The sequence below is a fragment of the Phenylobacterium sp. genome (assembly GCF_016793285.1).
Taxonomy (GTDB): Bacteria; Pseudomonadota; Alphaproteobacteria; order Caulobacterales; family Caulobacteraceae; genus Phenylobacterium.
Window position 1 is genome coordinate 11,738 of record NZ_JAEUMO010000201.1, and the last position, 22,035, is coordinate 33,772.

The window sequence follows — 22,035 nt, forward strand, 5'->3', positions numbered from 1 at the left end:
CTGCCCTTCTATGTTGCGCGCTTCTTTTTCCCCAGAAGCCCGTCGAACGATGAAATTTCTTGCCGCTTTCGCCGCCGCGTTCCTCGCGGCGAGCTCGCCCGTCTGGGCCGCTCACGCCGCCCCGCCGACCGCCGCGAAGCGGGTGGTGCTGCCCACCGACGTCCGGCCTGACCGCTACGAGATCCACGTCGTCCCCGACGCCGCCAGGCTGACGTTCGACGGCCATGTGAAGATCGCGCTGACGGTGGTGCGCCCTACCGACCGCATCGTGCTGAACGCCGCGGACCTGACCCTCGGCAAGGCCCGCCTCTCCGGCGCCGAAGCCGCGCCGAGGGTGGTCTGGAACGAGCAGGAGCAGACCGCCGCCTTCGTCTTCCCCAAGACCCTGACGCCCGGGCGCTACACGCTCGACATCGACTACACGGGCAGGATCTTCCAGCAGCCCGCCGGCCTCTTCTATCTCGACTACACCGCGCCTGACGGATCGAAGCGCCGCGGCCTCTACACCCAGTTCGAGAACTCCGACGCGCGCCGCTTCGCGCCGATGTGGGACGAGCCGGGCGTGCGTTCGGTCTTCTCGCTCAGCGTCGAGACGCCCGCCGGCCAGATGGCCGTCTCGAACATGCCGGTCGCCGAGGACACGACGAACGCCACGGGTCGTCGGACCGTCCGCTTCGCCGACAGCCCGAAGATGAGTTCGTACCTGCTGTTCCTGGCGCTGGGCGACTTCGAGCGCGTTTCGACGATGGCCGGCCCGGTCGACGTCGGCGTCGTGGTCCGCAAGGGCGACACGGCGAAGGCGCAGTTCGCGCTCGATGCGACCGTGAAGCTGCTCGGCTACTACAACGACTGGTTCGGAACGCCCTACCCGCTCCCGAAGCTGGACCTGATCGCCGGCCCCGGCCGCAGCCAGTTCTTCTCCGCGATGGAGAACTGGGGCGCCATCTTCTACTTCGACTACGCGATCCTCATCGATCCCAGGCTGTCGACGGAGAGCGACAGGCAGCAGGTTTTCGTGACGATCGCCCACGAGGTGGCCCACCAGTGGTTCGGCGATCTCGTCACCATGTCGTGGTGGGACGACCTGTGGCTCAACGAGAGCTTCGCCTCCTGGATGGAGAACAAGGCCACCGACCACTTCCATCCCGAGTGGAACATCTGGCTGTCCACGCAGGGCGGCCAGCAGCGCGCGATGCGGCTCGACAGCCGCGCGGGAACGCACCCGGTGATCACCGACATCCCCGACGTCTTCGCCGCGGCCGGCGCCTTCGACGACATCACCTACCAGAAGGGCCAGGCGATGGTGCGGATGCTGGAGACCTACATCGGCGAGGACGCCTTCCGCGACGGCGTGCGCGCCTACATCAGGCAGCACGCCTACGGGAACACGGTCTCGAACGACCTCTGGGCCGCGCTCGACAAGGTCGCGCCCGGCAAGAACGTGAGCCAGGTGGCGCGCGACTTCCTGACCCGGCCGGGCGTGCCGCTGATCCGCGCGAAGGCCGGCGCGGGCGGAACCACGCTCACCCAGGATCGCGTCGCCGCCGACCCGACCCAGAGGACGCCGCAGACCTGGCGCACGCCGGTGAGAGCCGCCGGCCTCGCGGGCGAAACCTGGCAGGGCGTCGTCAGCGCCGCGAAGCCGCAGGTGGCGCCGCTGACCGGCGCGGTCGTCGTGAATGCGGGCCAGACGGGCTACTTCCGCACGCTCTACGCGCCGGAGCTGTGGGCGAAACTGGCGCCGCGGTTCGCGACGCTGGCGCCCGCCGACCAACTCGGCCTGCTCTACGACAGCCGCGCCCTGGGCGAGGCCGGATACGCGCCGATGAGCGACTTCCTGGCGCTGGCCAGAAATGCGCCGGCGGGCGCCGACCCGGTGGTGCTCGACACGCTGGCGATGCAGCTCGCGGCGCTGGACGACCTCTATGAGGGCCGCCCGACGCAGGACGCCTACCGCGCCTTCGCCCGCGCCCGCCTCGCGCCCGCGGCGGCGCGCTTCGGCTGGGACCCCAAGGCCGGCGAGCCCGACAACGCCGCCATCGCGCGCCGCACTCTGCTCGGCGTCCTGGGCGACATGCGCGATCCCGCCGTGATCGCCGAAGCGAGGACCCGCTTTCAGCGCTGGCTGGCCGACCCCGCCAGCCTGGAGGGCGCGGGCCGCCGCACCGTGCTCGCCATCGCCGCGGCCAACGCCGACGAGGCGACCTGGGAGGCGCTGAAGCGGCAGGCGCTGGCCTCGAAGGACATCACCGATCGTTCGCGGCTGCTGAGCTACCTGGCGCTCAGCGACGATCCGAAGCTGATCGACAAGGCCCTTGCGCTGGCGCTCTCCGGCGAGATCAGCCCGACCGACGCCCCGACGATCATCGCCGCGGTGGCCGGCGGCCATCCCGACAGGGCGTACGACTTCGCGATCGCGCACAGGGCCCAGGTCGACGAGTTCCTGGAGCCCGCCAGCCGCACCTCGTACTATGCCGGGCTGGCCGCGGGCTCGCGCGACCCGGCCATGCTGCAGAAGCTCGCGAAGCTGAAGGCCACCGTGCCGGCCTCGGCGCGGGGCGAGGTGGAGAAGGCCGCAGGCTCGATCCGCTACCGCCTGGACGTCATCGCCAAACGGCTTCCCGAGGCGGACCGCTGGCTGGCGGCCGGCGGCCGCTAGACTAGGTCGCGTAGACCTGGGGGCGAAGCGGCTTCACCCGCACCGACAGGCCCGGCGCGACGCCGGCCGGCAGGGTGGGACCATGGCCGATCAGCTCCATGAGCACGCCTTCGATGCGGCAGTCGATGCGGACGTCGGGGCCGCGCTGGGCCACGGCCAGCACCTCGGCGGCGAGCCCCGCGCCGTCGGCGGGCGCGAAGGCGATCTCGTCGGGGCGGAAGAACACCTGCACGGCGCCCTGCGGCGCGCCCTCCGGCGCAGCCGTCCCCCAGTCGGCGACCGTGAGGGTCCGGCCCTGCACGATTCCCGGAAGCTGGCAGGCCTGGCCCAGGAAGTCGAAGACGAATGGCGTGGCCGGATGCTCGTAGACCGCGTTCGGCGCGCCGAGCTGGACGAGTTCGCCGTCCTTCAGGATCGCCACGCGGTCGGCGAGGTCGAGGGCCTCTTCCTGGTCGTGGGTGACGAACACCGTGGTGACGCCGGCCCGGTCGTGCAGTTCGCGCAGCCAGCGCCGCAGCTCGCGGCGGACCTGTGCGTCCAGCGCGCCGAACGGCTCGTCCAGCAACAGCATCCTGGGCTCGATGGCGAGGGCCCTGGCCAGCGCCACGCGCTGGCGCTGGCCGCCGGAGAGCTGGCTGGGGAAGCGCTTCTCCAGTCCCTGCAACTGCACCAGATCGAGGAGTTCGGTGACCCTCCGCTTGATCTCGGCCTTGCCGGGCCGTTCCCTGGCGGGGCGCACCGTCAGGCCGAAGGCGATGTTCTGCGCCACCGTCATGTGCCGGAAGAGCGCATAGTGCTGGAACACCATGCCGACCTTGCGCTTGCGCACCGGCAGCGCCAGGAAATCCTCGCCGTCGAAGCGCACTTCGCCGGAGTCGGGCTCTTCGAGACCGGCGAGCACGCGCAGCAGCGTGGTCTTGCCCGAGCCGGACGGCCCGAGCAGCGCCAGGAACTCCTTGTCCCGCGCCTGCAGCGACACGTTCTTCAGCGCCGGGAAACGCCCGTAGGCCTTGGAGATCCCGCGGATCTCCAGCGCCAGGTGCTCGTCAGTGCTTTCGGCCAGCGGAGAGCTCCCCGGAATGGCGCCACTCGAGGACGGTCTTGAGGACAAGGGTGACGATCCCGAGACCGGCGAGGAGCGACGCGGCGGCGAAGGCTCCAACGGAGTCATAGTCATTGTAAAGCACCTCGACGTGGAGCGGCAGGGTGTTGGTCAGGCCGCGGATGTGGCCCGAGACCACCGACACCGCGCCGAACTCGCCCATCGCGCGCGCATTGCAGAGCAGGACGCCGTAGAGCAGCGCCCACCGGATGTTGGGCAAGGTCACCCGCCGGAAGGTGGTGAAGCCGCTGGCGCCCAGCGTGAGGGCCGCGGCCTCCTCGTCGGCGCCCTGCTGCTGCATCAGCGGGATGAGTTCGCGGGCGACGAAGGGGAAGGTGACGAGGATCGTCGCCAGCACCAGGCCGGGGACGGCGAAGATGACCTTGAGATCGTGGTCCAGCAGCCACTGGCCGAACAGGCCCTGCGCGCCGAACAGCAGCACCCAGACCAGGCCCGAGACCACCGGCGAGATCGAGAACGGCAGGTCGATCAGCGTCAGCAGCACGCTCTTGCCGCGGAACTCGAACTTGCTGATCGCCCAGGCCGCCGCGACGCCGAAGACGGCGTTCAGCGGCACCGCGATCGCCGCGACCAGCAGCGTGAGCCTGATAGCCGAGATCGCATCCGGCTCCTTCAGCGCCTCGAGGTACTGCGGCAGGCCCTTCAGCAGCGCCTCGTGGAACACCACGTAGAGCGGCAGCAGGATCAGGCCCGCCATCACCAGGACGGAGACGGCGACCATGACGAGGGCCACCCCCGGCAGCCGGACGCGCACCATCGGTTCGGACGAGGTGGCGGCGGTCATCCTGCTTCGCTCCTGCCGGAGCTGCGCAGGATCGACCCTGCGCAGGCGCCGAGCCCTGCGTAGCCTCGGCGAAGCAGGGTCATGCGCGACCCCGGCGCGAGAGGTAGATCTGCACCGCGTTCATCGCGACCAGCGCGCCGAAGGAGATGGCCAGCATCGCCAGGCCGATCGCGGCGGCGCCGGCGTAGTCGTACTGCTCCAGCTTGATGACGATCAGCAGCGGGGCGATCTCGGTCTTCAGCGGCATGTTGCCGGCGATGAAGATCACCGAGCCGTACTCGCCGACCGCCCGGGCAAACGCCAGGCTCACGCCCGAGAGCAGCGCGGGCGCCAGCGCGGGCAGCACCACGCGGGTCACGCGCTGGATGTCGGTGGCGCCCAAGGTCTGGGCCGCCTCCTCCACGTCCTTGTCGAGGTCCTGCATCACCGGCTGCACGGAACGGACTACGAAGGGCAGGCCGATGAACACGAGCGCGATGAAGATGCCGATCGGCGAGTAGGCCGTCTTGATCCCGAACTGCGCGGCGAAGGCGCCGACGGGGCCGGTGGGCGAATAGATCGCCGTCAGCGCGATGCCGGCCACGGCGGTCGGCAGGGCGAACGGCAGGTCGACCAGGGCGTCGAGGATGCGCCGGCCGGGGAACTCGTAGCGGGTGAGCGTCCAGGCGATCAGCAGGCCCAGCGGGGCATTGGTCAGCGCCGCCAGCAGCGAGATGCCGAAACTGACCCGCAGCGCCGAGGCCACACGCGGATCGCTCAGCGTCCTGACCACGCCGTCCAGCCCGATCTCCCACGGCCGGACCGCCAGCGCCGCGAGCGGGAGCAGGACGATCAGCGTCAGGTAGACGAGCGTGATGCCCAGCGAGAGCTTCAGCCCCGGCAGGATCGAATGCTCGACCAGCCGCGGGCGCCGCGGCCAGGCGTCGGTGACGGGCCGGGGAACCGGCGGGACGGAGAAGCGGTCGGTCACGCGGGCTTGTAGATCTGGTCGAACAGGCCGCCGTCGGCGAAGTGGGCCTTCTGCGCCGCGGCCCAGCCGCCGAAGTCGGCGATGGTCGAGAGCGGCAGGGCCCTGAAGTCGGCCGCGTACTTCGCCGCCACCGCCGCGTCGCGCGGACGGAAGTGGTGCCGGGCGATGATCTCCTGGGCCTGCGGCGTGTAGAGGAAGTTGAGGTAGGCCTCAGCGGCGGCGCGCGTCTTGTGGCGGTCGACGTTGGCGTCCACCAGGGCCACGGGGGGCTCGGCGAGGACGGACGACGACGGATAGACGATGTCGAAGTTCGGGCCGAACTCGTCGAGGGTGAGGTAGGCCTCGTTCTCCCAGCTCAGCAGCACGTCGCCGATTCCGTTCTTGGCGAAGGTGGTGGTGGCGCCGCGCGCGCCGGTGTCGAGCACGGGCACGTTCTTGAACAGCTTGGCGATGTAGTCGCGGCCGCCCGCCTCGCCGCCCTGCTTCAGGCCGTGGCCGTAGGCCGCCAGATACGCCCAGCGCGCGCCGCCCGAGGTCTTCGGGTTCGGCGTGACGACGCCGATGCCCGGCTTGATGAGGTCCGCCCAGTCGCGGATGCCCTTCGGGTTGCCCTTGCGCACCAGGAAGATGATCGTCGAGGTGTAGGGCGTCGAATTGTCCGGCAGGCGCGACTGCCAGTTCGCCGGCAGCAGTCGGGCGCGCGTCGCCAGCTCGTCGATGTCGGCGGCGAGCGCCAGGGTGACGACGTCGGCCTGCAGGCCGTCGATCACCGCGCGGGCCTGCTTGCCCGAGCCGCCGTGGCTCTGCTTGATGTCGAGCGGCGCGCCCTTCCAGCCGGCGAGGAACGCCTTGTTGATATCCTCGTAGAGTTCGCGGGTCGGGTCGTAGCTGACGTTCAGCAGGGTCAGCTTCCCGGCGCCCCCCGCGCCCTTGTTGTCGGAACAGGCGGCGAGCGGCAGCGCAGCGGCGCCAGCGGCGAGCACGAAGCGGCGGGTCAGGCTCATGTGAACTCCCGGGCCTAGGGCCGTGGTCAGAACGAACACCGTCGCGGCGCGGGTCCCCTCGTCCCCAGCCGCTTCAAGCTAGCGCCATCATTCCCACTATCTAACTAGGAATGTGTGGACGTGCGGGCGAGTTTTTCTAACCCAATAATTCCTATGCAACAAGTAGGATTACAGGCATAGCGACGCGCGCCCGCGCCGCCTCGTCTCCGGGAGGGAAACCGCGCGCGGAAGCCGCGCCCGAAGGCTACTCCGCCGCCAGGAGCGCCCGGCCTGCGGTGAAGGAGGTCTTGAGCGCGAGTTCGGCCTTGGCCGTCTCATACTCGTCGGACAGCCGCGCCACGAGTTCGGCGACGGTCGGCACGTGCTTCACGGCGCCGATCCCCTGGCCGCAGCCCCAGATGTCGCGCCAGGCCTTGGACTTCTGGTTGCCGCCCGACCCGAAGTTCATGGCCGACGGATCCGACTTCGGCAGGTCGTTGGGATCCAGACCGGCGGCGATGACCGACGGGGCAAGATAGTTGCCGTGTACGCCGGTGAAGAGGTTCGTGTAGACGATGTCCTCGCCGGTCGAGGCCACGATCATGTCCTTGTAGCCCTGCGCCGCGGCGGCCTCCTGGGTCGCGATGAAGACCGAGCCGGCGTAGGCCAGGTCCGCGCCCATCGCCTGGGCGCCCAGGATCGAGTGGCCGTTGGCGATCGCGCCCGACAGCGCCACCGGGCCGTCGAACCACTCGCGGATGGAGTGGATCAGGGCGAAGGGCGAGAGCGTGCCGGCGTGGCCGCCGGCGCCGGCCGCGACGGGGATCAGGCCGTCGGCCCCCTTCTCCACCGCCTTGCGGGCGAACCTGTCGGTGATGACGTCGTGCAGGACGATGCCGCCGGAGTCATGCACGGCCTTGTTCACGTCCTCGCGGGCGCCCAGCGAGGTGATGACGATCGGCGCCTTCCACTTGGACGAGGCCTCCACGTCGTGCTCGAGGCGGTCGTTGGTCTTGTGGACGATGTGGTTCACCGCGAACGGCGCCGAGGGCGTGTCCGGATGGTCGCGATCCCAGATGGCCAGCTCTTCGGTGATCTGGTGCAGCCATTCGTGCAGCAGCGAGGCCGGCCGCGCGTTCAGCGCCGGGAATGAGCCCACGATGCCGGCCTTGCACTGGGCGATCACCAGTTCCGGGACCGAGATGATGAACAGCGGGCTGCCGATGACGGGCAGGCGCAGGCGGTCGCGGAGAACGGGCGGCAGGGCCATGGCGGATCCTCAAGAGCTGCTTATTAATTTACGATGTATATCGTAGAATAGCATGCGGCAAGCGGCCTTGTCGCCGGTGACGTCGGGTGACGGCTGCGCCGCAGGCGTTCAGCCGCCGAAGGTCGGGAAACGGTTCATCGCCGCGACGATGTCGCTGGTGAAGTCCTGCAGCCGGATCGAGTCGTGCGCCGCCTCGCCGACGACGACGTAACCTCGCCGCACGTCCGTCGGAGCCACGCCATCCGACCGGATGACGTGCGCCCCCGCCGGCAGGTTCATCCGCTCCAGCACATGGTCGGGGACGCCGTCCGCCACCACGATCTGGCTCGCGCCGCGCTGGGCGCACTCCGCCAGCGCCGTCTCGACCGCCGCCAGCCGCGCGATGTCGTCGGGCGGGACGGCCATGTCCAGCGGGACCTCATAGGCGTGGAGGCGGCGCAGGATCTGATAGGCGTTCGACCAGTTTCGGGCATGGACCTGGAGGCGGGCCGCCACCACCATGCGCTCGCACACGAAGCCGGTGATCGCGGCCCCCATGGTGATCGCGTCGGGCAGGACCCCGGGATTGGACTGCCGCGCGCACGACGTCAGCCACTCCAGCCCGCCGCGATAGACGTCCCATCCCTCCATGGCCTCGCTGTTACCGACGTGGGCGTTGGCGCCCTTGGCCACGGCGGTCGCGGCGATGTGCGGCTCGGGGCTGAAGAGCACGTCGCCCTGCCCCAGGGCGTTCGCCAGCAAGACGAAGTAGCTGTGCGCGAAGCGCGTCGTGGGTCCCACCAGGCTCGGCAGCGCCGAGCGGCGCGCGATCCAGCACTCGGGGAAGACGTGGTTCTCCAGCACGAAGGCGAGGCAGCGCGCGTACTGGTGGGCCCCGAACCGCTGCTCGCCCTCGAAGTCGTAGAACTTGCCGGTGATGGCGTCGTCCTGGGTCTCGTCGATCAGATACCAGGGCGCCTGGATCATCGCGAGCGCGGGATCGCCCGCCAGGGTCTCGACATAGGCCAGAAGCTGGTGCGGCACGGCCAGGTCGTCGTCGGAGATGCTGACCACGAACTCGCCCCGCGCCTCGCGCAGCGTCGTCAGGATGTTGGGATAGGCGCCGAGGTTGTGCGGCTGGCGCATCACCCGCATGCGCGGATACCGCTCGGCCCACGCCGCCAGGATCCCGGGCGTGTCGTCGCTCGAGGCGTTGTCGGAGACCACCACCTCGTAGTCGATCCCGGCGGTCTCGAACGCCGTCAGATGGTGGGTCAGGTAGCGCTCCAGGTAGTGGGCGCGGTTGCAGGTCGCGAGGCACAGGCTGAGGAGCGGCCGCGAGGCTGGCATAGGGCGGTCCCGGAAGTCGGCGATGAGCGGCTGAGTACGGGCCGCGTCGGTTAAGGAGATGTCAGCGACCCCCTATCCGAGGGTGGCATCCGCTTGTCGGGTCGCGCCTGAGTTGCCTAGAGTGCGCGTCTTCGGGGGAGGATCGCCAATGGCCGGTGTCCGGGTCTTCTTCGCCACCAACCGCAACTACATGGAAGCCGATGGCCGGCCGACGTTCGGCCCCCGCTTCAACCCCGACGGCGTCGCCGCCCTGCGCTTCGGCCAGGCCGAGTTCGACGCCGGGCTGAAGCCCACGAAACTGGCCGTGTATCCGGACCAGCCGCCCGGCGGCAAGCCGGGATCGGTGAGGTTCCTGGACGACCTGCGCACCGCGATGGGCGACGGACGCAGCGACACACTGGTCTTCATCCACGGCTTCAATGTCACCTTCGAAGGCGCGCTCGCCGCGGGCGCGCGCCTGGCCGCCAGCCTCAGGATCGACCGGCGGCCGGTCAACATCGTCGTCTTCAGTTGGCCGTCCGACGGGCAGGCCGTGCCCTTCATGTCCTACTACAGCGACCGGGAAGACGCCCGCGCCTCCGGGCCGTCCGTCGCGCGCGCCTACCTGAAGCTGCTCGAGTATCTGACCAGGCTCAGCAAGGAGGACTACTGCGACCGCTGCCTGCACCTCCTGGCCCACAGCATGGGGGCCTACGTCCTGCGGCAGGGCCTGCAAGCGGTGCTGAAGAAGGACCCGACGGCGCTGACGCGGCTGTTCGACCAGATTCTCCTGGCCGCGCCGGACGAGGACGACGACGCCTTCGAGACCGACGAGAAACTGAGACTGCTGCCGCGGCTGGGGCGACGCGTCACCGTCTACTTCAACGGTTCCGACCGCGCGCTGGTGATCTCGGACACGACCAAGGGAAACCCCGACCGGCTGGGCTCGGACGGCCCAAGGCTGATCGACCTCATCCCGAAGAAGATCGTGCTGGTGGATTGCGTGAAGGTGGCCAAGGACGCCGACGTGGTGGTCGGCCACAGCTATTACATCAACAGCCCCGCCATGGCCGCCGACCTGAGCGCGGTCCTCGCCGGCAGGGACGCCGAGACGATCCCCAACCGCAAGTTCATCACCGCCAAGCGGGTCTGGCGCATCGTGAAGGAAGGCTAGGCGCGGCCGAGGCCTAACCCCGCGTGAACTTGACGTTTGCGGGCGCCGAGGCGCAATTCGCCCATGGCCGACGCAAGCGTACTCGATCCCGGATTCCCGCCTGCGGGCGAGGCGGCCTGGCGTGCGCTGGTGGCCAAGACCCTCGGCGACAAGCCGTTCGAGAGCCTGAACAAGGCCACCGTCGAAGGCCTGCCCATCGCGCCCCTCTACGCCGCCAGCACGGCGCAAGCGCCCTTCCCCGCCCGCCCGTTCGACGCCGAGCGGCCTTGGGACCTGCGGGTGGCCTCGGCCCAGGCCGATCCGGCGAGAGCCAACGCCGAGTTGCTGGCCGACCTCGAAGGCGGCGCGGCCTCGGTGATCGTCGCCGGCCATGCGACGGCCGAGGGCCTGGCCGTGGCGCTGGACAACGTCGTCGTCGAGCTGGCGCCGGTCGGCCTGGATGCGGGCTTCGCAGGCGCGAAGGCGGCCGACGCGCTGCACGCGGTCGCGAAGTCGTCGCCGGCCGCGAAGCTCTGCTTCAACCTCGACCCGCTCAGCGCCTTCGCCGAGGCCGGCGCCTCGCCCGGGCCTGTCGAGAGCCACATCCTCAGCGCCGCGACGGTCGCCGCGCGCCACGCTCAGACTTATCCGCACGCCCAGCTCTTCCTGGCCTCGGGGCGCGTGGCCCACGAGGCCGGCGGCGGCGAGGCGCTGGAGGTCGCGGTGGCCGCGACCGCCGCGATCGCCTACGCCAGGGCGATGGTCCGCGCCGGCATGACGGCGGCCGACGCGTTCGCCCGCATCACGCTGGGGCTGGCGGCCGACGCCGACTACTTCCTGACCATCGCCAAGCTGCGCGCCGCCCGCGCCGTCTTCGCCCGCATCGCCACCGCCTCGGGCGGAGCGGCCCAGGCGCGGATCGAGGCGCGGACCTCGCGGCGGATGCTGACCGCGCAGGACCCCTGGACCAACATGATCCGGCTGACCGCCGCCGGCTTCGGCGCCGCCGCCGGCGGGGCCGATGCGGTGGTGCTGGGCGCCTTCACCGATGCGCTGGGCCTGCCCACCGCGTTCGGCCGCCGCCAGAGCCGCAACACCCAGTTGGTGCTGATGGAAGAGGCCGCCGTGGGCCGCGTCGCCGATCCGGCCGCAGGCTCTGGCTATCTCGACAGCCTCACCGACCAGATCGCGCGTGCGGCATGGGCCAGGCTGCAGGCGATCGAGGCGGCCGGCGGGCTGGTCGCGGCGCTCGAGCGCGGCCTCGTCGCCCGCGAGGTCGAGACGTCGGTCTCCGAGCGAGGCGACCCGAAGATCCTGGGCGTGACGGCCTTTCCACCGACCGAGAAGACCCGGGTAGACGTCGATGCGGGCGCACCGGCCCGGGCCCCCGACGTGCGCCTGCCCGGTCCCGACAGCGCGTGCCCCGCTCTGAAAGCTGTCCGCCTTTCGGAGAAGCATGAGGTTCTGGCGTGATCTGTGACGTCCTCGCGTCCTTCTCCCCCTGCGGGAGGTGGTCCGCGCAAGCGGGCCGCATGAGGGGTCGCGCCGACCGAACCGCTGCAGCCCCGCGTGACGCCGACATGGCGGCGCGCGACCCCTCATCCGTCGGGCATACGCCCGACACCTTCTCCCGCAAGGGGAGAAGGGGAGCGTTCGAATGACCCACCTTCCCGACTTCGCCACCCTGCCCTACGACGGCCCCGCCGTCGGGTTCGCGCCGGCGGGCGGCGCCGCCTGGGATACGCCGGAAGGCATCGCCGTCTCTCCCGCCTACACCGCCGATGACGCCGAGGCTGTCACCGCGCTGGCGGGCTTCCCCGGGCTGGCCCCGTTCGTCCGCGGCCCCTATCCGACGATGTACGCCACCAACCCCTGGACGGTGCGCCAGTACGCGGGCTTCTCGACGGCCGAGGATTCCAACGCCTTCTATCGCCGCAACCTCGCGGCCGGTCAGATGGGTCTCTCCATCGCCTTCGACCTCGCCACCCACCGCGGCTACGACAGCGACCACCCCCGCGTGACGGGCGACGTCGGCATGGCCGGCGTGGCGATCGACAGCATCCTCGACATGCGCACGCTGTTCGACGGCATCCCGCTCGACAAGATGAGCGTGTCGATGACGATGAACGGGGCGGTCCTGCCGATCCTGGCGCTCTACATCGTCGCCGCCGAGGAACAGGGCGTACCGCACGAGAAGCTGTCGGGCACGATCCAGAACGACATCCTGAAGGAGTTCCTGACCCGGAACACCTACATCTACCCGCCCGGCCCTTCGATGCGGATCATCGCGGACATCTTCGCCTACACCAGCAGGGAGATGCCGCGGTTCAACTCGATCTCGATCAGCGGCTACCACATGCAGGAAGCCGGGGCGACGCTGGACCTGGAGCTCGCCTACACCCTGGCCGACGGCGTCGAGTATGTCCGCGCGGGCGTCGCGGCCGGCATGACGGTGGACCAGTTCGCGCCGCGCCTGTCGTTCTTCTGGTGCGCCGGCATGAACATGTTCATGGAGGTGGCCAAGCAGCGCGCCAGCCGCCTCCTGTGGGCGAAGCTGATGAAGCAGCACTTCGACCCGAAGGACAGCCGTTCCCTCTCGCTCCGCGCCCACACCCAGACCTCGGGCTGGTCGCTGGCGGCGCAGGACGTGTTCAACAACGTGCCGCGGACGGCCATCGAGGCCATGGGCGCGACCGGCGGCCAGACCCAGAGCCTGCACACCAACTCGCTGGACGAGGCGCTGGCGCTGCCGACGGACTTCTCGGCCCGCATCGCGCGCAACACCCAGCTCTTCCTGCAGATGGAGAGCGGCCAGAACCGGGTGATCGACCCCTGGGGCGGCAGCTTCTACGTCGAGAAGCTCACCGCCGACCTCGCCGCGCGCGCGCTGGAGCACATCGCCGAGGTGGAAGCCCTGGGCGGCATGGCTGCGGCGATCGAGGAGGGCCTGCCCAAGCGGCGGATCGAGGAGGCTTCGGCCCGCATCCAGGCCCGCATCGACTCGGGCAAGCAGAGCGTCGTCGGCGTGAACCGCTACAGGCCCGATGTGCCGGACGACATCCCGGTGCTCAAGGTCGACAACACCGCCGTGCGCAACGCCCAGCTCGAGAAGCTGCGCCGGCTGAAGGCCGAGCGTGACCCCGAGGCGGTCGCGGCCGCCCTCGACGCCCTGACCGCCGGCGCATCCGGCAAGGGCAACCTGCTGGAGCTGGCCGTCGAGGCGGCCCGCGCCAAGGCCACTGTGGGCGAAATCAGCTACGCGCTGGAGAAGGTGTTCGGCCGCCACAAGGCCCACGCCGACGCGGTCAAGGGCGTCTACCTGCGCGAGGCCGGCTCGACCGCCGCCTCCGAGCGCGCCAAGGCGATGACCGAAGCCTTCCGGCAGGCCGACGGCAGGAAGCCGCGCATCATGGTCGCCAAGATGGGCCAGGACGGCCACGACCGCGGCCAGAAGGTGATCGCCTCGGGCTTCGCCGACCTCGGCTTCGACGTCGAGATCGGCGACCTCTTCCAGACGCCGGCCGAGGCCGCGGCAGAGGCCGTCGAGACCGGCGTGCATGCGGTGGGCGCGAGTTCGCTGGCCGCCGGCCACCTGACCCTGGTGCCGGAACTGAAGGCCGAGCTCGCCAGGCTGGGCCGGCCCGATATCCTGGTGTTCGTCGGCGGCGTCATCCCGCCCGAGGACTTCAAGGCGCTGGAGGACATGGGCGTCGCGGCGATCTTCCCGCCCGGCACGGTCATCCCCGAGGCCGCCATCGAGGTGCTCGACCGCCTGAACGAGCAGCTCGGCTATGCGCAGGAGCAGGCCGCGCAGTAGACCGCGCACATGCGCGCCGGCGCAGGATCCGGCCAGGCCGGGTCCTTCCGCCAGGCGTGGCGGAAGGACCGGGCCGCGGAGCGTCAGCCCAGCGGCGTGTTCTCGTTGGGGCCGTCGGAACCGCGGCGGCGCTGGGGCATCATCTTCTGGGCGGCGGCGAGTTCGGCCTTGTCGAGCGAACCGTCGGCGTTCTTGTCGATGGCGCTCCAGAAGCGGCCGATCATCTGGCCCATCTGGCCCCGCAGTTCGGCCTTCTGCAGCTTGCCGTCGATATTGTCGTCCATCATCCCGAGCATGCGGGTCGAGGCGAAGCGGGCGTCGGAGTCGATCTGCTTGGCGGCCGTCTCGTCGACCCAGCGGAACGCCACCGACGTGAACAGCATCTCCTCATGGCTCTGCTCGCCCCAGGACACCTTGATCGACGGGTCGGGGTTGGCCGGGTTCCGCTTGGAGTTGTCGTAGATGTAGTTGGCGATGAGCCTCGAGCCCGCCGGGACCTTGATGGGCTCGGCGAAGGTGTAGCTGCGCTGCCAGTTGAAGTCGTAGCGCGGCAGGCTGAGCAGCAGGGTCTTCTTGCCGTCCGGCGTCTGGAGCCACAGGTCCGACGCGTAGGCGCGGTAGTGCGCGTGCGGGAAGGCCGAGTAGAGCAGCGCGTCGTTCGGGAACTCGACGTAGGCCACTTCCTTGTGGCGCGGCGCGTTCGGGGCGATCTCGATCGTGGGGTCGATCACCACCACGTTGCGCATAATGTATTTCGGCATGTCGTTGCGGAAGTAGACGCCGATCTGGGTCTTATCGACCGCTTCCTTGCCGTAGGGCGTGTAGTGCATCTGGAAGCCGACCGCCCCGCCGGCGGGCAGGAAGGTGCCGACGTCGCCGCCGAAGACATTGGACTCGGCGCCCACCGCGTAGCCGCCGACCGAGCCGCGCCAGCGGGTCTCCGACGCCACGCCGTTGGCCGGCGCTTCCTTCATCCAGCCGGTCAGGACGTGGTGGACGGCCTGGCGGTCGCCGGGCTTCACCGTGGTCGCGCGGATCCAGCGGCCCTCGGTGGTCGGGTTCAGGGTGTAGGGACGCTGGTAGTCGACGATGCCCGAGGCCGGGACCTTGTACTCCGGCACGTTCAGGATCAGGTCCGGCTTGCCCAGCGGCCACTCGGCGGCGACGCGCTTCCTGGCCGAGAGCGGGTCGGCGCCCTCGCCGCGCGGCGCGCCGGCTTCCACCCAGTGGACCAGAGTCTTGATGTCGGCGGCGCTGAGGTTCTTCGTGTCCGAGAACTTCCCGACGTGGACGTCGGCGTTGTAGGGCGGCATCCGGTCGGTTCGGATCACCTCGCGGATCATCGGCGAGAAGCCCTTCACCATCTCGTAGCTGGTGAGCTGCATCGGGCCGATTCCGCCTTCCTGGTGGCAGGCGACGCAGTTCTTCTCGAGGATCGGGGCGACGTCCTTCACGTAGGTCAGCCTGGCGTTGGCCGCCGCGCCGCGTTCGGGGAAGGCGATCGTCGCGCCCGTCGAGGCCACGCCCGCCGGAACCGGCTTGCCGGCCAGGAACGCGTCCAGCGCCGCGCCGGCGCCGGCGATGCCGCCGCGGTAGACGACCGTCCAGGTCTTCGGGTTGACGACGTAGACCTCGGCCGAGCGGGTGACGCCCAGGCCCTCGCCGATCAACTGGTTGTTGTCCATCAGGATGGGGATCGCGTAGCCGGCCTTGCCGGCCTCGGCGAGGATCGCCTCGCGGGTGTCCTTCTGGGTCGAGTTGAGCATCCGGAACTCGACGCCCTTTTCGCCATAGGCCCTGGCGAGGTCGTTGAGCGCCCTGGCCTGGCCATGGAGCACCGCGTCGCCGTTGGCCTGGGTCACGATCACGAACGCCGGGGCGTCGGCGAAGCGGTAGAGTTCCGTCGCCTCGAGGTTGGCGTCGGCGAGCATGAAGTTGTCCACGCTGGCCGGGGTGGTCGCCGCCGCGTCGACCGCCGCGCCGGCGGCCATGGCGTTCGTCGCCGGGCGGTCCGTGGCGCAGCTCGAGACGAGGGCCGTTCCGGCCAGGAGGGCAGCGGCAAGGCCGAGGCGGTTGGTCATCGAGGCGTCCCCATTCCGATTCGCGTGCGAAACACCCCCGACAAACGCGAGGGCGCGTCCGCAATCTGCGTTATCTACGTTACACGAATGTTTCCCGCCAGACGGCGCCGTCTGGCTCCGCTAGCGCGAACGCCAGTGGTTGCCCACGAACGCGCGCAGGTCGCGGTAGCAGACGACCTCCACGTCGCGCAGCGCGGCGAGCTTTTCGGCGAGGCCGCCGCGGTCGAAGCGGGCGCGCGCCCGGGATAGCGCCGTGAAGGAGGCCGCGTAACGGTCGGCGTCGCTGGCCAGCCGCCGGTCGTCGTTGGTCACGCCGAGAGCCATGGCCGCGACGAGGGCCCCGACCGCCACTTCGAGGGCCAGCTTCACGTCGGTGCTTCCGAGCGCGCGGCCCATGCCGAAGATCAGGACGCCGGCCATGACGCCCGTGACCGCGGCGGCCGCCAGCAGGAACCGGCCCAGCATCCGCACCACAGCCGCCCGCTGGCCCGGCGCGCCCAGCGACGCGCTGAGCTTGCGTTCCACATAGTCGATCTGGCTGTCCAGCCGCTGGCCGCACAGCAGCGAGAGGAGGAGGTCCAGGTCCTTCGACGGTTCCGGCGCCCTCGGCGACTGCGACCATCCCGCCACCACCCAGGCCTCGGTGTCGTCCTCGACGGGCCCGGCCAGCCTGGGAATCTGGCCCGGCAGGTCCCCGGGCTCGGGCAGGTCGCCGAGCATCCGCGTCCGCGCCGCCTTCCAGTCGTCGAGCGCCGCGTCGTCGGTCATGGCGCGGGCCGCGAGGTCCGGGTTGTTGACCACGGCCTGGAAATAGAGCGCCCTCGCCCGCTCGGCCCCGAAGCGACGGGCCAGGGTCCGCGCCCTCGATCCCGCGCCGAACCGGTGGAAGGCCATCATCGCCAGGCCCGCGACCACCAGGACGGCCGCCACCACCTCGACGACGCGCTCGCCGCCCACGGCCAGTGGCGAGGCCAGCGCCAGCACGAGGCCCAGGGTCGCGAGCCCCACGGACCAGAGGCCGAAGCGACGGTCGCGCCGGCCGTCCCGGGTGGCCGGCGGATCGTACCTGTCGAACTGGGCCCGCAGTTCGGGCCAGTCCAGCACGCGAAGGGCCGCCGGGTGGCGGGCGCCCAGGGCCGTCCGCGCCGCGTCGGTCTGCAGAACGTCGTCGTTGGTCCAGTCGGCCAGCGCGTCGCTGAACAGGCCGTGCTCCTCGGCCCTGGGATCGGCGCGCCGGCCGCCAGTCGCCATCGTTCTCGTCCCCCTCCGCGCGACGCGATCACGTCGGCCGGGAGTATAGCGCGGTTATCCCGGCGCTCCACGAACCCCTTCCGCAGCCCCGGTCGAGGGCCCTGACGCCGCTAGAGTCTGCACTCGATTCCCGCTCTTCCCGGATCGAAGGCGTGAGGGGTGGGTTGGATCGGCTCCGGAGTTCGTGGAGCCCGCCTGTGAGTCCATCTGCGTCCCGGCATTCGCCGGGATGAGTGGAAGTTATTGAATTTGTTGAGAGGAGATCGATTCCGAACCCTAGGGCTGGGCCGGCGCCGCGGCGGTCTGGCGGGGCGCACGGCCGGCGGCCAGGTCGAGGCGGTCGCGGTCGCGGACCAGGATCCCGTCTTCCTCGACCCGCAGGATGCCGTCGCTCTCCCAGGCGCGGAGCAGGCGGCTGACGGTGTCGCGCTGGAGGCCGGCGTGGGCTTCGAGCGTGCCGTCGGCGGGCCGGATCGGCAGGCGCAGACCGTCGTCCTCCTCGCGGCCGTGCTCGTCCGACAGGCGCCGCAGGGCCCGCGCCAGGCGGGTGCGCGCGTCGTGGAAGACGATCTCCTCGAGCATCTGGTTCGAGCTGCGCAGACGGCCGCACAGCAGGGTCACCACCTGGAGCATCGCATCGGGCGACGATTGCAGCACCGGCATCACCGCCTCGCGCTCGAGCTGTAGCACCTGGGTCGGGCGCACGGTCACCGCGGTGGCGGTGCGCGGGCCCTCGTCGAGCAGCGCGATCTCGCCGAACAGATGGCCGGGCCCAGAGATGCCCAGCACGATCTCACGCCCGTCCAGGGCGTGGACGCAGAGCTTCACCTGACCGCTCAGGACGACGAACAGCGAGGTCTCGTAGTCGCCTTCCAGGAAGAGGATGTGGTTGGGCTCCAGCGTGCGCGAGAGGCCCGCGGCCACCACCTTTTCCAGCGCCTCGGGCGGGAGCCCCGAGAACAGCGGCTGGCGCCGCAGCGCGGTGATCAGCGTGTCGTCCAGGACGTCTAGCATGCGGCCCACCGACCGGCGGGCGGCGATGCAGCGGCGGGCGCCCCTCCCGCAGCGAACACCTGACAAAGCAAAGCGAGCACGGCGACCCTGTCCGACGACGACGACTTTATGACTTTGCCGAGGCGCGCCGAATTTTCAACAGCGACGATGTCGTCGGCGCAACCTTGACCGTGCGACCAAGCAGCGCGACCGGCCCCGCTTGCGGCCGTCAGGCCGGCGGCGGGGGCGGCTCGAAGCCGTCCGGGAGGAAGCCGCGCAGCAGGGCCTCGACGGCCACGGTGAGCGGACCGCTGAGCTCGCGCTTGCCCTTCTCCATCTCCAGGATCCGGCTCGCGCCATGGTTCTCGTTGAACCGCAGGGCGCGGGCGAGGTCGGCCGGAGACCATCCCATGGCCTCGCGAGCCTGACGCAGGTGGTCGCCGGTGGTGATCATGAGGGAACTCGTATGGCGTGCGCGGGCCGCACGCCATACCGCCCCGCCGCGGGTTCCGAAAGGACCTCCGCGCGGGTCAAGGCGAGCTTGTCAGCTCCCCTGCGCCTTTCCGCCGGGCGCCGCCACGATCATCTTCACCAGGGCCTCGGCGACCTTGGGTTCGAGCCCCTCGGTATGACCCTTGTCCATCCGGACCACGTCGGCGACGACGCGGCCGCCGTTGCACTTGGGATAGACGAAGACCTCGGAGGTTCCCGGCCGCGCCTTCATGCCCCAGACCTTGTAGCCGGCGCGGGCGTAGTCCCAGACGTAGCCGGCCTTGGTGTCGACGATGTCCTTCTCCCGGGTGCGGGTGGCGCAGCCGTACTTGTCGGCCCAGGGCGAGGTCGCGGGCAGGCTGTCGATCTCCCACTGGCCGACTTCGAAGATGTGGCTGAAGTCGCAGGCCGGCGGGGTGTCGCCCATCATCGGGTTGGGACCCGCCGGGCGCGGATCGGGCGGCGAGCCGTCCGCCTTCGGCGGACCGAACTGGCGCACGAACGGCGCCTGGCCGATACGGCCGCCGGAGAGCGAGAGCCAGCCGTCGACCTTGCCCCTGAAGTAGTCGCTGCAGACGATGCGGCGCGAGGTGAACCCGCCCTGGCTGTGCCCGGCCAGCCACATCGAGCGGATGTTCGACTTGCCGAAGCTGTCGAAGACGAAGTCGGTGATGTTCTGCAGGTGCGCGTCGTCGGCCGCGGCGTCCCAGCGGCGCACGCCGGGGCCGCTTCCCATCGAACCCAGCGTCGCCGCGCTCGGGGTCGCCACCACCAGCCGGTACTTCTGCACGTAGTCCGAGGCCGGGAAGTAGTGGCGCTGCCAGTTCGCGATGGAGCCGGCGCCGTGGATGTTGAGGATGAAGGTGACCTTCTCCCCCGGCTTCAGGTCGCAGGGGTAATCGAGGAAGAACTTGCGGCCGGTCTTGGCGTCGGTCGCGTTGCCGAGGTCGGCCAGCGCGGGCGCGCAGGCTTCGCCGTCGCAGCGCGCTGGCTGCGGCGCGGTGCAGGCGACCCCGCCGACGTCGCGGGCGAGCGCGGGGGCGGCGATCAGCGTCCCGAATGCGGCGATGGCCGCCAGTTGCAGCTTCATGATCTCCTCCCGGCTCATTTGGCGGCCAGCATCAGCTTGACGATGGCCTCTGTCACGTTGGGCTCCAGGCCCTCGGTGTGGCCCTTGTCGAGCCGCACCACGTCGGCGACCACGCGGCCGCCCTCGCACTTCGGATAGGCGTAGATCTTCGCCGAGCCCGGCCGCGCCGGGCCGCCCCAGACCTTGCTGGGGTTCGGCTGGGGCCGGGTGTCCTGGACGTAGCCGGCCTTGGCGTCGACCACCGTCGTGGGCCTGGCCTGCGCCTGGCACTCGAGTTTCTCGGCCCACTTCGAGTCGGCCGGCAGGCCCGCGGCGGTGAGCTCATGCTCGCCGGTCTCGTAGATGTGGCTGAACGGGAAGTCCGGCAGCACCGAGGCGTCGGCGGCGAGCCGCATCGGCCCGCCCGGCGTCGCGGGCGGCGGCGGGCCGCCGGGACCGCCCGAACCGGTGGGGATCGGCGCCCTCACCTCCTCGCGCTTGGAGCCCAGCCGCCCGCCCGAAAGGCTAACCCAGCCGGTCAGGCGGTTCCTGAAGAAGTCCGTCGTGAGGATGCGGTTCGAGGTCTGGCCGCCCAGCGAGTGGCCCGCGAGCCAGAAGGCCTTGATGTTGCGCTTGCCGACCGCGTCCTCGACCTCGGTGACGATGTCGCGGAGGTACTGGTCGTCGGCCTCGGCGACCCAGCCGTTGCGGGTGCCCGACGGCGTGGCGATGACGAGCCGGTACTTCTCCTTCAGGTCGATCAGCGGGAAGTAGTGGCGCTGCCAGTTGCCGATCGAGCCGCCGCCGTGCAGCGACAGGATGAAGGTGACCTTCTCGCCGGGCTTCAGGTCGCAGGGGTAGTCGAGGAAGAACTTCCGCCCGCTCTTCGTCTCCACCGCGTTGCCGAGGTTGGCGAGGTCCGCCTGGACGCATCCACTGTCGGCGCAGTGGACGGGCGCGGGCGTCGAGCAGGCCACGCCCATCAGGTCTTTCGCCGCCGCGGGCGCAGCCATCGTCAAGGCAAGGGGCGCCGCCCAGCCCATCGCCAGCCCCACCATCAGCGTGCGCCGCATGGCCGTCCTCCCTGGTCCGCCCGGTCTGCCGCCGGTTCGTGGCCTTTGCCTAGCACTGGTAGGGAATCTTTGCAGGCATATTTCGGCGCGTGCTATCGGCGGGCGTGAGCATCGCCGAACACCGCCCGCCGCTCGACAAGGCCGTCATCGTAGCCACGGCGCTCCGGCTGCTCGACGACGTGGGGCTGGACGAGCTCTCGACGCGCCGGCTGGCGGCCGAACTCGGCGTGAAGGGCCCCTCGCTCTACTGGCACTTCAAGAGCATGGGCGAGTTGCGCGACCACATGGCCGAGGCCCTGCTGAGCGCCGAGATCCCGCCGCCCGACCCCGACCCGCGGCCGGGCGACTGGCGCGACTGGATGGCCGAGGGCGCGCGCGGCATCCGGCGCGCGGCGCACTCACGGCGCGACGGCGGGCGGCTGCTGGTCGGCTGGCGGCCCACGCCCGAGCGGCGCGCCCGGCTCTATCCGGCGAACCGCGCACGGCTGGAGGCCTCCGGCTTCGGCGCCGACGACGCCCGTCTCGCCTTCCTGGCGGTCGGCCGCTACGCCATGGGATGGGCGCTCACCGAACAGGCCACCGACGGCCGCACGCCGCAGAGCGACGCCGACTTCGAGTCGGGCCTCTCCGCCATGCTGGACGGCTTCGCGCTGCGGCTGCGGCGCGGTTGACGCGCCGCCTTCACGGTCCGCACGATGCGGGCCGAGGGGGAAGCGGCATGGCATCCGAGATCTGGCAGTGGTCGGCGGTGGAGACGGCCAAGGCGATCCGCGAGCGGCGGGTGTCGGCGGTCGAGGTGACCGAGGCGCAGCTCGCGCACATGCAGGCGGCCAATCCCGCGATCAACGCGGTGGTCGTGGATCTGTCGGACGAGGCGATGGCGGCGGCGCGGGCCTGCGACGCCGCGCAGGCGGCGGGCGAGCCGCTGGGGCTGCTGCACGGCGTGCCGGTGACGACGAAGATCAACATCGACCTGGAGGGTCAGGCGAACTCGAACGGCGTGGTGGGC

General features: G+C 70.6%; 18 protein-coding genes. 6 read left to right on the top strand and 12 right to left on the bottom strand.

Annotated features, from left to right (window positions below):
* Positions 1-49 precede the first annotated feature (49 nt).
* A complete protein-coding gene (locus JNL41_RS17265) occupies positions 50-2,659 on the top strand; it encodes a M1 family metallopeptidase (RefSeq protein WP_293477110.1) in 2,610 nt (869 codons plus the stop codon).
* Between the two features lies 1 nt (position 2,660).
* Here JNL41_RS17265 and JNL41_RS17270 read toward each other — a convergent pair whose 3' ends face one another.
* The 6 genes from JNL41_RS17270 to JNL41_RS17295 form a co-directional block, all read right to left on the bottom strand.
* Positions 2,661-3,698: a sulfate/molybdate ABC transporter ATP-binding protein gene (locus tag JNL41_RS17270; RefSeq protein ID WP_293477140.1), complete on the bottom strand. Its 1,038-nt coding sequence runs from the start codon at positions 3,696-3,698 to the stop codon at positions 2,661-2,663.
* Positions 3,699-3,705: 7 nt separating this feature from the next.
* The gene (gene cysW / locus JNL41_RS17275; protein ID WP_293477111.1) at positions 3,706-4,566 is read right to left on the bottom strand and encodes a sulfate ABC transporter permease subunit CysW; all 861 of its coding nucleotides are present in this window, start codon (positions 4,564-4,566) and stop codon (positions 3,706-3,708) included.
* A 79-nt stretch (positions 4,567-4,645) separates the two neighbouring features.
* A complete protein-coding gene (gene cysT / locus JNL41_RS17280) occupies positions 4,646-5,467 on the bottom strand; it encodes a sulfate ABC transporter permease subunit CysT (protein ID WP_365698466.1) in 822 nt (273 codons plus the stop codon).
* A gap of 65 nt (positions 5,468-5,532) precedes the next feature.
* Positions 5,533-6,540 carry a sulfate ABC transporter substrate-binding protein gene (locus JNL41_RS17285; protein WP_293477113.1) on the bottom strand — a complete coding sequence of 336 codons (1,008 nt, stop codon included), beginning with the start codon at positions 6,538-6,540 and terminating at the stop codon, positions 5,533-5,535.
* Positions 6,541-6,784: 244 nt separating this feature from the next.
* Positions 6,785-7,789: a nitronate monooxygenase family protein gene (locus JNL41_RS17290; protein WP_293477114.1), complete on the bottom strand. Its 1,005-nt coding sequence runs from the start codon at positions 7,787-7,789 to the stop codon at positions 6,785-6,787.
* Between the two features lie 108 nt (positions 7,790-7,897).
* Positions 7,898-9,118, bottom strand: coding sequence for a glycosyltransferase family 2 protein (locus JNL41_RS17295; RefSeq protein ID WP_293477116.1), 1,221 nt, complete (start codon positions 9,116-9,118; stop codon positions 7,898-7,900).
* A gap of 148 nt (positions 9,119-9,266) precedes the next feature.
* On the opposite strand from JNL41_RS17295, the gene JNL41_RS17300 reads away from it, so the two are divergent.
* From JNL41_RS17300 to scpA, 3 genes are all read left to right on the top strand, one after another.
* Positions 9,267-10,271 (top strand): alpha/beta fold hydrolase, encoded by a 1,005-nt coding sequence (locus JNL41_RS17300; protein ID WP_293477118.1) that lies wholly within the window; start codon positions 9,267-9,269, stop codon positions 10,269-10,271.
* 63 nt (positions 10,272-10,334) lie between these two features.
* Positions 10,335-11,723, top strand: coding sequence for a methylmalonyl-CoA mutase family protein (locus tag JNL41_RS17305; protein ID WP_293477120.1), 1,389 nt, complete (start codon positions 10,335-10,337; stop codon positions 11,721-11,723).
* Positions 11,724-11,907: 184 nt separating this feature from the next.
* Complete coding sequence (scpA, locus tag JNL41_RS17310) at positions 11,908-14,067, top strand: methylmalonyl-CoA mutase (protein ID WP_293477121.1); 2,160 nt, start codon at positions 11,908-11,910, stop codon at positions 14,065-14,067.
* A gap of 83 nt (positions 14,068-14,150) precedes the next feature.
* Here scpA and JNL41_RS17315 read toward each other — a convergent pair whose 3' ends face one another.
* The 6 genes from JNL41_RS17315 to JNL41_RS17340 all read right to left on the bottom strand — a co-directional run bounded on the left by JNL41_RS17315 (position 14,151) and on the right by JNL41_RS17340 (position 21,026).
* Positions 14,151-16,148 carry a hypothetical protein gene (locus JNL41_RS17315; RefSeq protein ID WP_293477122.1) on the bottom strand — a complete coding sequence of 666 codons (1,998 nt, stop codon included), beginning with the start codon at positions 16,146-16,148 and terminating at the stop codon, positions 14,151-14,153.
* 120 nt (positions 16,149-16,268) lie between these two features.
* Complete coding sequence (locus JNL41_RS17320) at positions 16,269-17,399, bottom strand: hypothetical protein (RefSeq protein ID WP_293477124.1); 1,131 nt, start codon at positions 17,397-17,399, stop codon at positions 16,269-16,271.
* A gap of 276 nt (positions 17,400-17,675) precedes the next feature.
* Positions 17,676-18,413, bottom strand: coding sequence for a Crp/Fnr family transcriptional regulator (locus JNL41_RS17325; RefSeq protein ID WP_293477126.1), 738 nt, complete (start codon positions 18,411-18,413; stop codon positions 17,676-17,678).
* A gap of 208 nt (positions 18,414-18,621) precedes the next feature.
* Positions 18,622-18,846 (bottom strand): helix-turn-helix transcriptional regulator, encoded by a 225-nt coding sequence (locus tag JNL41_RS17330; protein WP_293477128.1) that lies wholly within the window; start codon positions 18,844-18,846, stop codon positions 18,622-18,624.
* 90 nt (positions 18,847-18,936) lie between these two features.
* Complete coding sequence (locus JNL41_RS17335; RefSeq protein WP_293477130.1) at positions 18,937-19,974, bottom strand: hypothetical protein; 1,038 nt, start codon at positions 19,972-19,974, stop codon at positions 18,937-18,939.
* Between the two features lie 14 nt (positions 19,975-19,988).
* The gene (locus JNL41_RS17340) at positions 19,989-21,026 is read right to left on the bottom strand and encodes an alpha/beta hydrolase (RefSeq protein WP_293477132.1); all 1,038 of its coding nucleotides are present in this window, start codon (positions 21,024-21,026) and stop codon (positions 19,989-19,991) included.
* 104 nt (positions 21,027-21,130) lie between these two features.
* On the opposite strand from JNL41_RS17340, the gene JNL41_RS17345 reads away from it, so the two are divergent.
* Together JNL41_RS17345 and JNL41_RS17350 are read left to right on the top strand one after the other, a co-directional pair.
* A complete protein-coding gene (locus JNL41_RS17345; RefSeq protein WP_293477134.1) occupies positions 21,131-21,697 on the top strand; it encodes a TetR family transcriptional regulator in 567 nt (188 codons plus the stop codon).
* A 47-nt stretch (positions 21,698-21,744) separates the two neighbouring features.
* Positions 21,745-22,035, top strand: a 291-nt coding sequence (locus JNL41_RS17350) for an amidase family protein (RefSeq protein ID WP_293477136.1), incomplete at its 3' end; no start/stop codon positions are given.

What these genes read in the sequence shown, in the direction of transcription:
- JNL41_RS17265 (WP_293477110.1), top strand. Translation starts at nt 50, where the DNA reads ATGAAATTTCTTGCCGCTTTCGCCGCCGCGTTCCTCGCGGCGAGCTCG.
- cysW (WP_293477111.1), bottom strand. Translation starts at nt 4,566, where the DNA reads ATGACCGCCGCCACCTCGTCCGAACCGATGGTGCGCGTCCGGCTGCCG.
- JNL41_RS17285 (WP_293477113.1), bottom strand. Translation starts at nt 6,540, where the DNA reads ATGAGCCTGACCCGCCGCTTCGTGCTCGCCGCTGGCGCCGCTGCGCTG.
- JNL41_RS17290 (WP_293477114.1), bottom strand. Translation starts at nt 7,789, where the DNA reads ATGGCCCTGCCGCCCGTTCTCCGCGACCGCCTGCGCCTGCCCGTCATC.
- JNL41_RS17295 (WP_293477116.1), bottom strand. Translation starts at nt 9,118, where the DNA reads ATGCCAGCCTCGCGGCCGCTCCTCAGCCTGTGCCTCGCGACCTGCAAC.
- JNL41_RS17300 (WP_293477118.1), top strand. Translation starts at nt 9,267, where the DNA reads ATGGCCGGTGTCCGGGTCTTCTTCGCCACCAACCGCAACTACATGGAA.
- JNL41_RS17305 (WP_293477120.1), top strand. Translation starts at nt 10,335, where the DNA reads ATGGCCGACGCAAGCGTACTCGATCCCGGATTCCCGCCTGCGGGCGAG.
- scpA (WP_293477121.1), top strand. Translation starts at nt 11,908, where the DNA reads ATGACCCACCTTCCCGACTTCGCCACCCTGCCCTACGACGGCCCCGCC.
- JNL41_RS17315 (WP_293477122.1), bottom strand. Translation starts at nt 16,148, where the DNA reads ATGACCAACCGCCTCGGCCTTGCCGCTGCCCTCCTGGCCGGAACGGCC.
- JNL41_RS17320 (WP_293477124.1), bottom strand. Translation starts at nt 17,399, where the DNA reads ATGGCGACTGGCGGCCGGCGCGCCGATCCCAGGGCCGAGGAGCACGGC.
- JNL41_RS17325 (WP_293477126.1), bottom strand. Translation starts at nt 18,413, where the DNA reads ATGCTAGACGTCCTGGACGACACGCTGATCACCGCGCTGCGGCGCCAG.
- JNL41_RS17330 (WP_293477128.1), bottom strand. Translation starts at nt 18,846, where the DNA reads ATGATCACCACCGGCGACCACCTGCGTCAGGCTCGCGAGGCCATGGGA.
- JNL41_RS17335 (WP_293477130.1), bottom strand. Translation starts at nt 19,974, where the DNA reads ATGAAGCTGCAACTGGCGGCCATCGCCGCATTCGGGACGCTGATCGCC.
- JNL41_RS17340 (WP_293477132.1), bottom strand. Translation starts at nt 21,026, where the DNA reads ATGCGGCGCACGCTGATGGTGGGGCTGGCGATGGGCTGGGCGGCGCCC.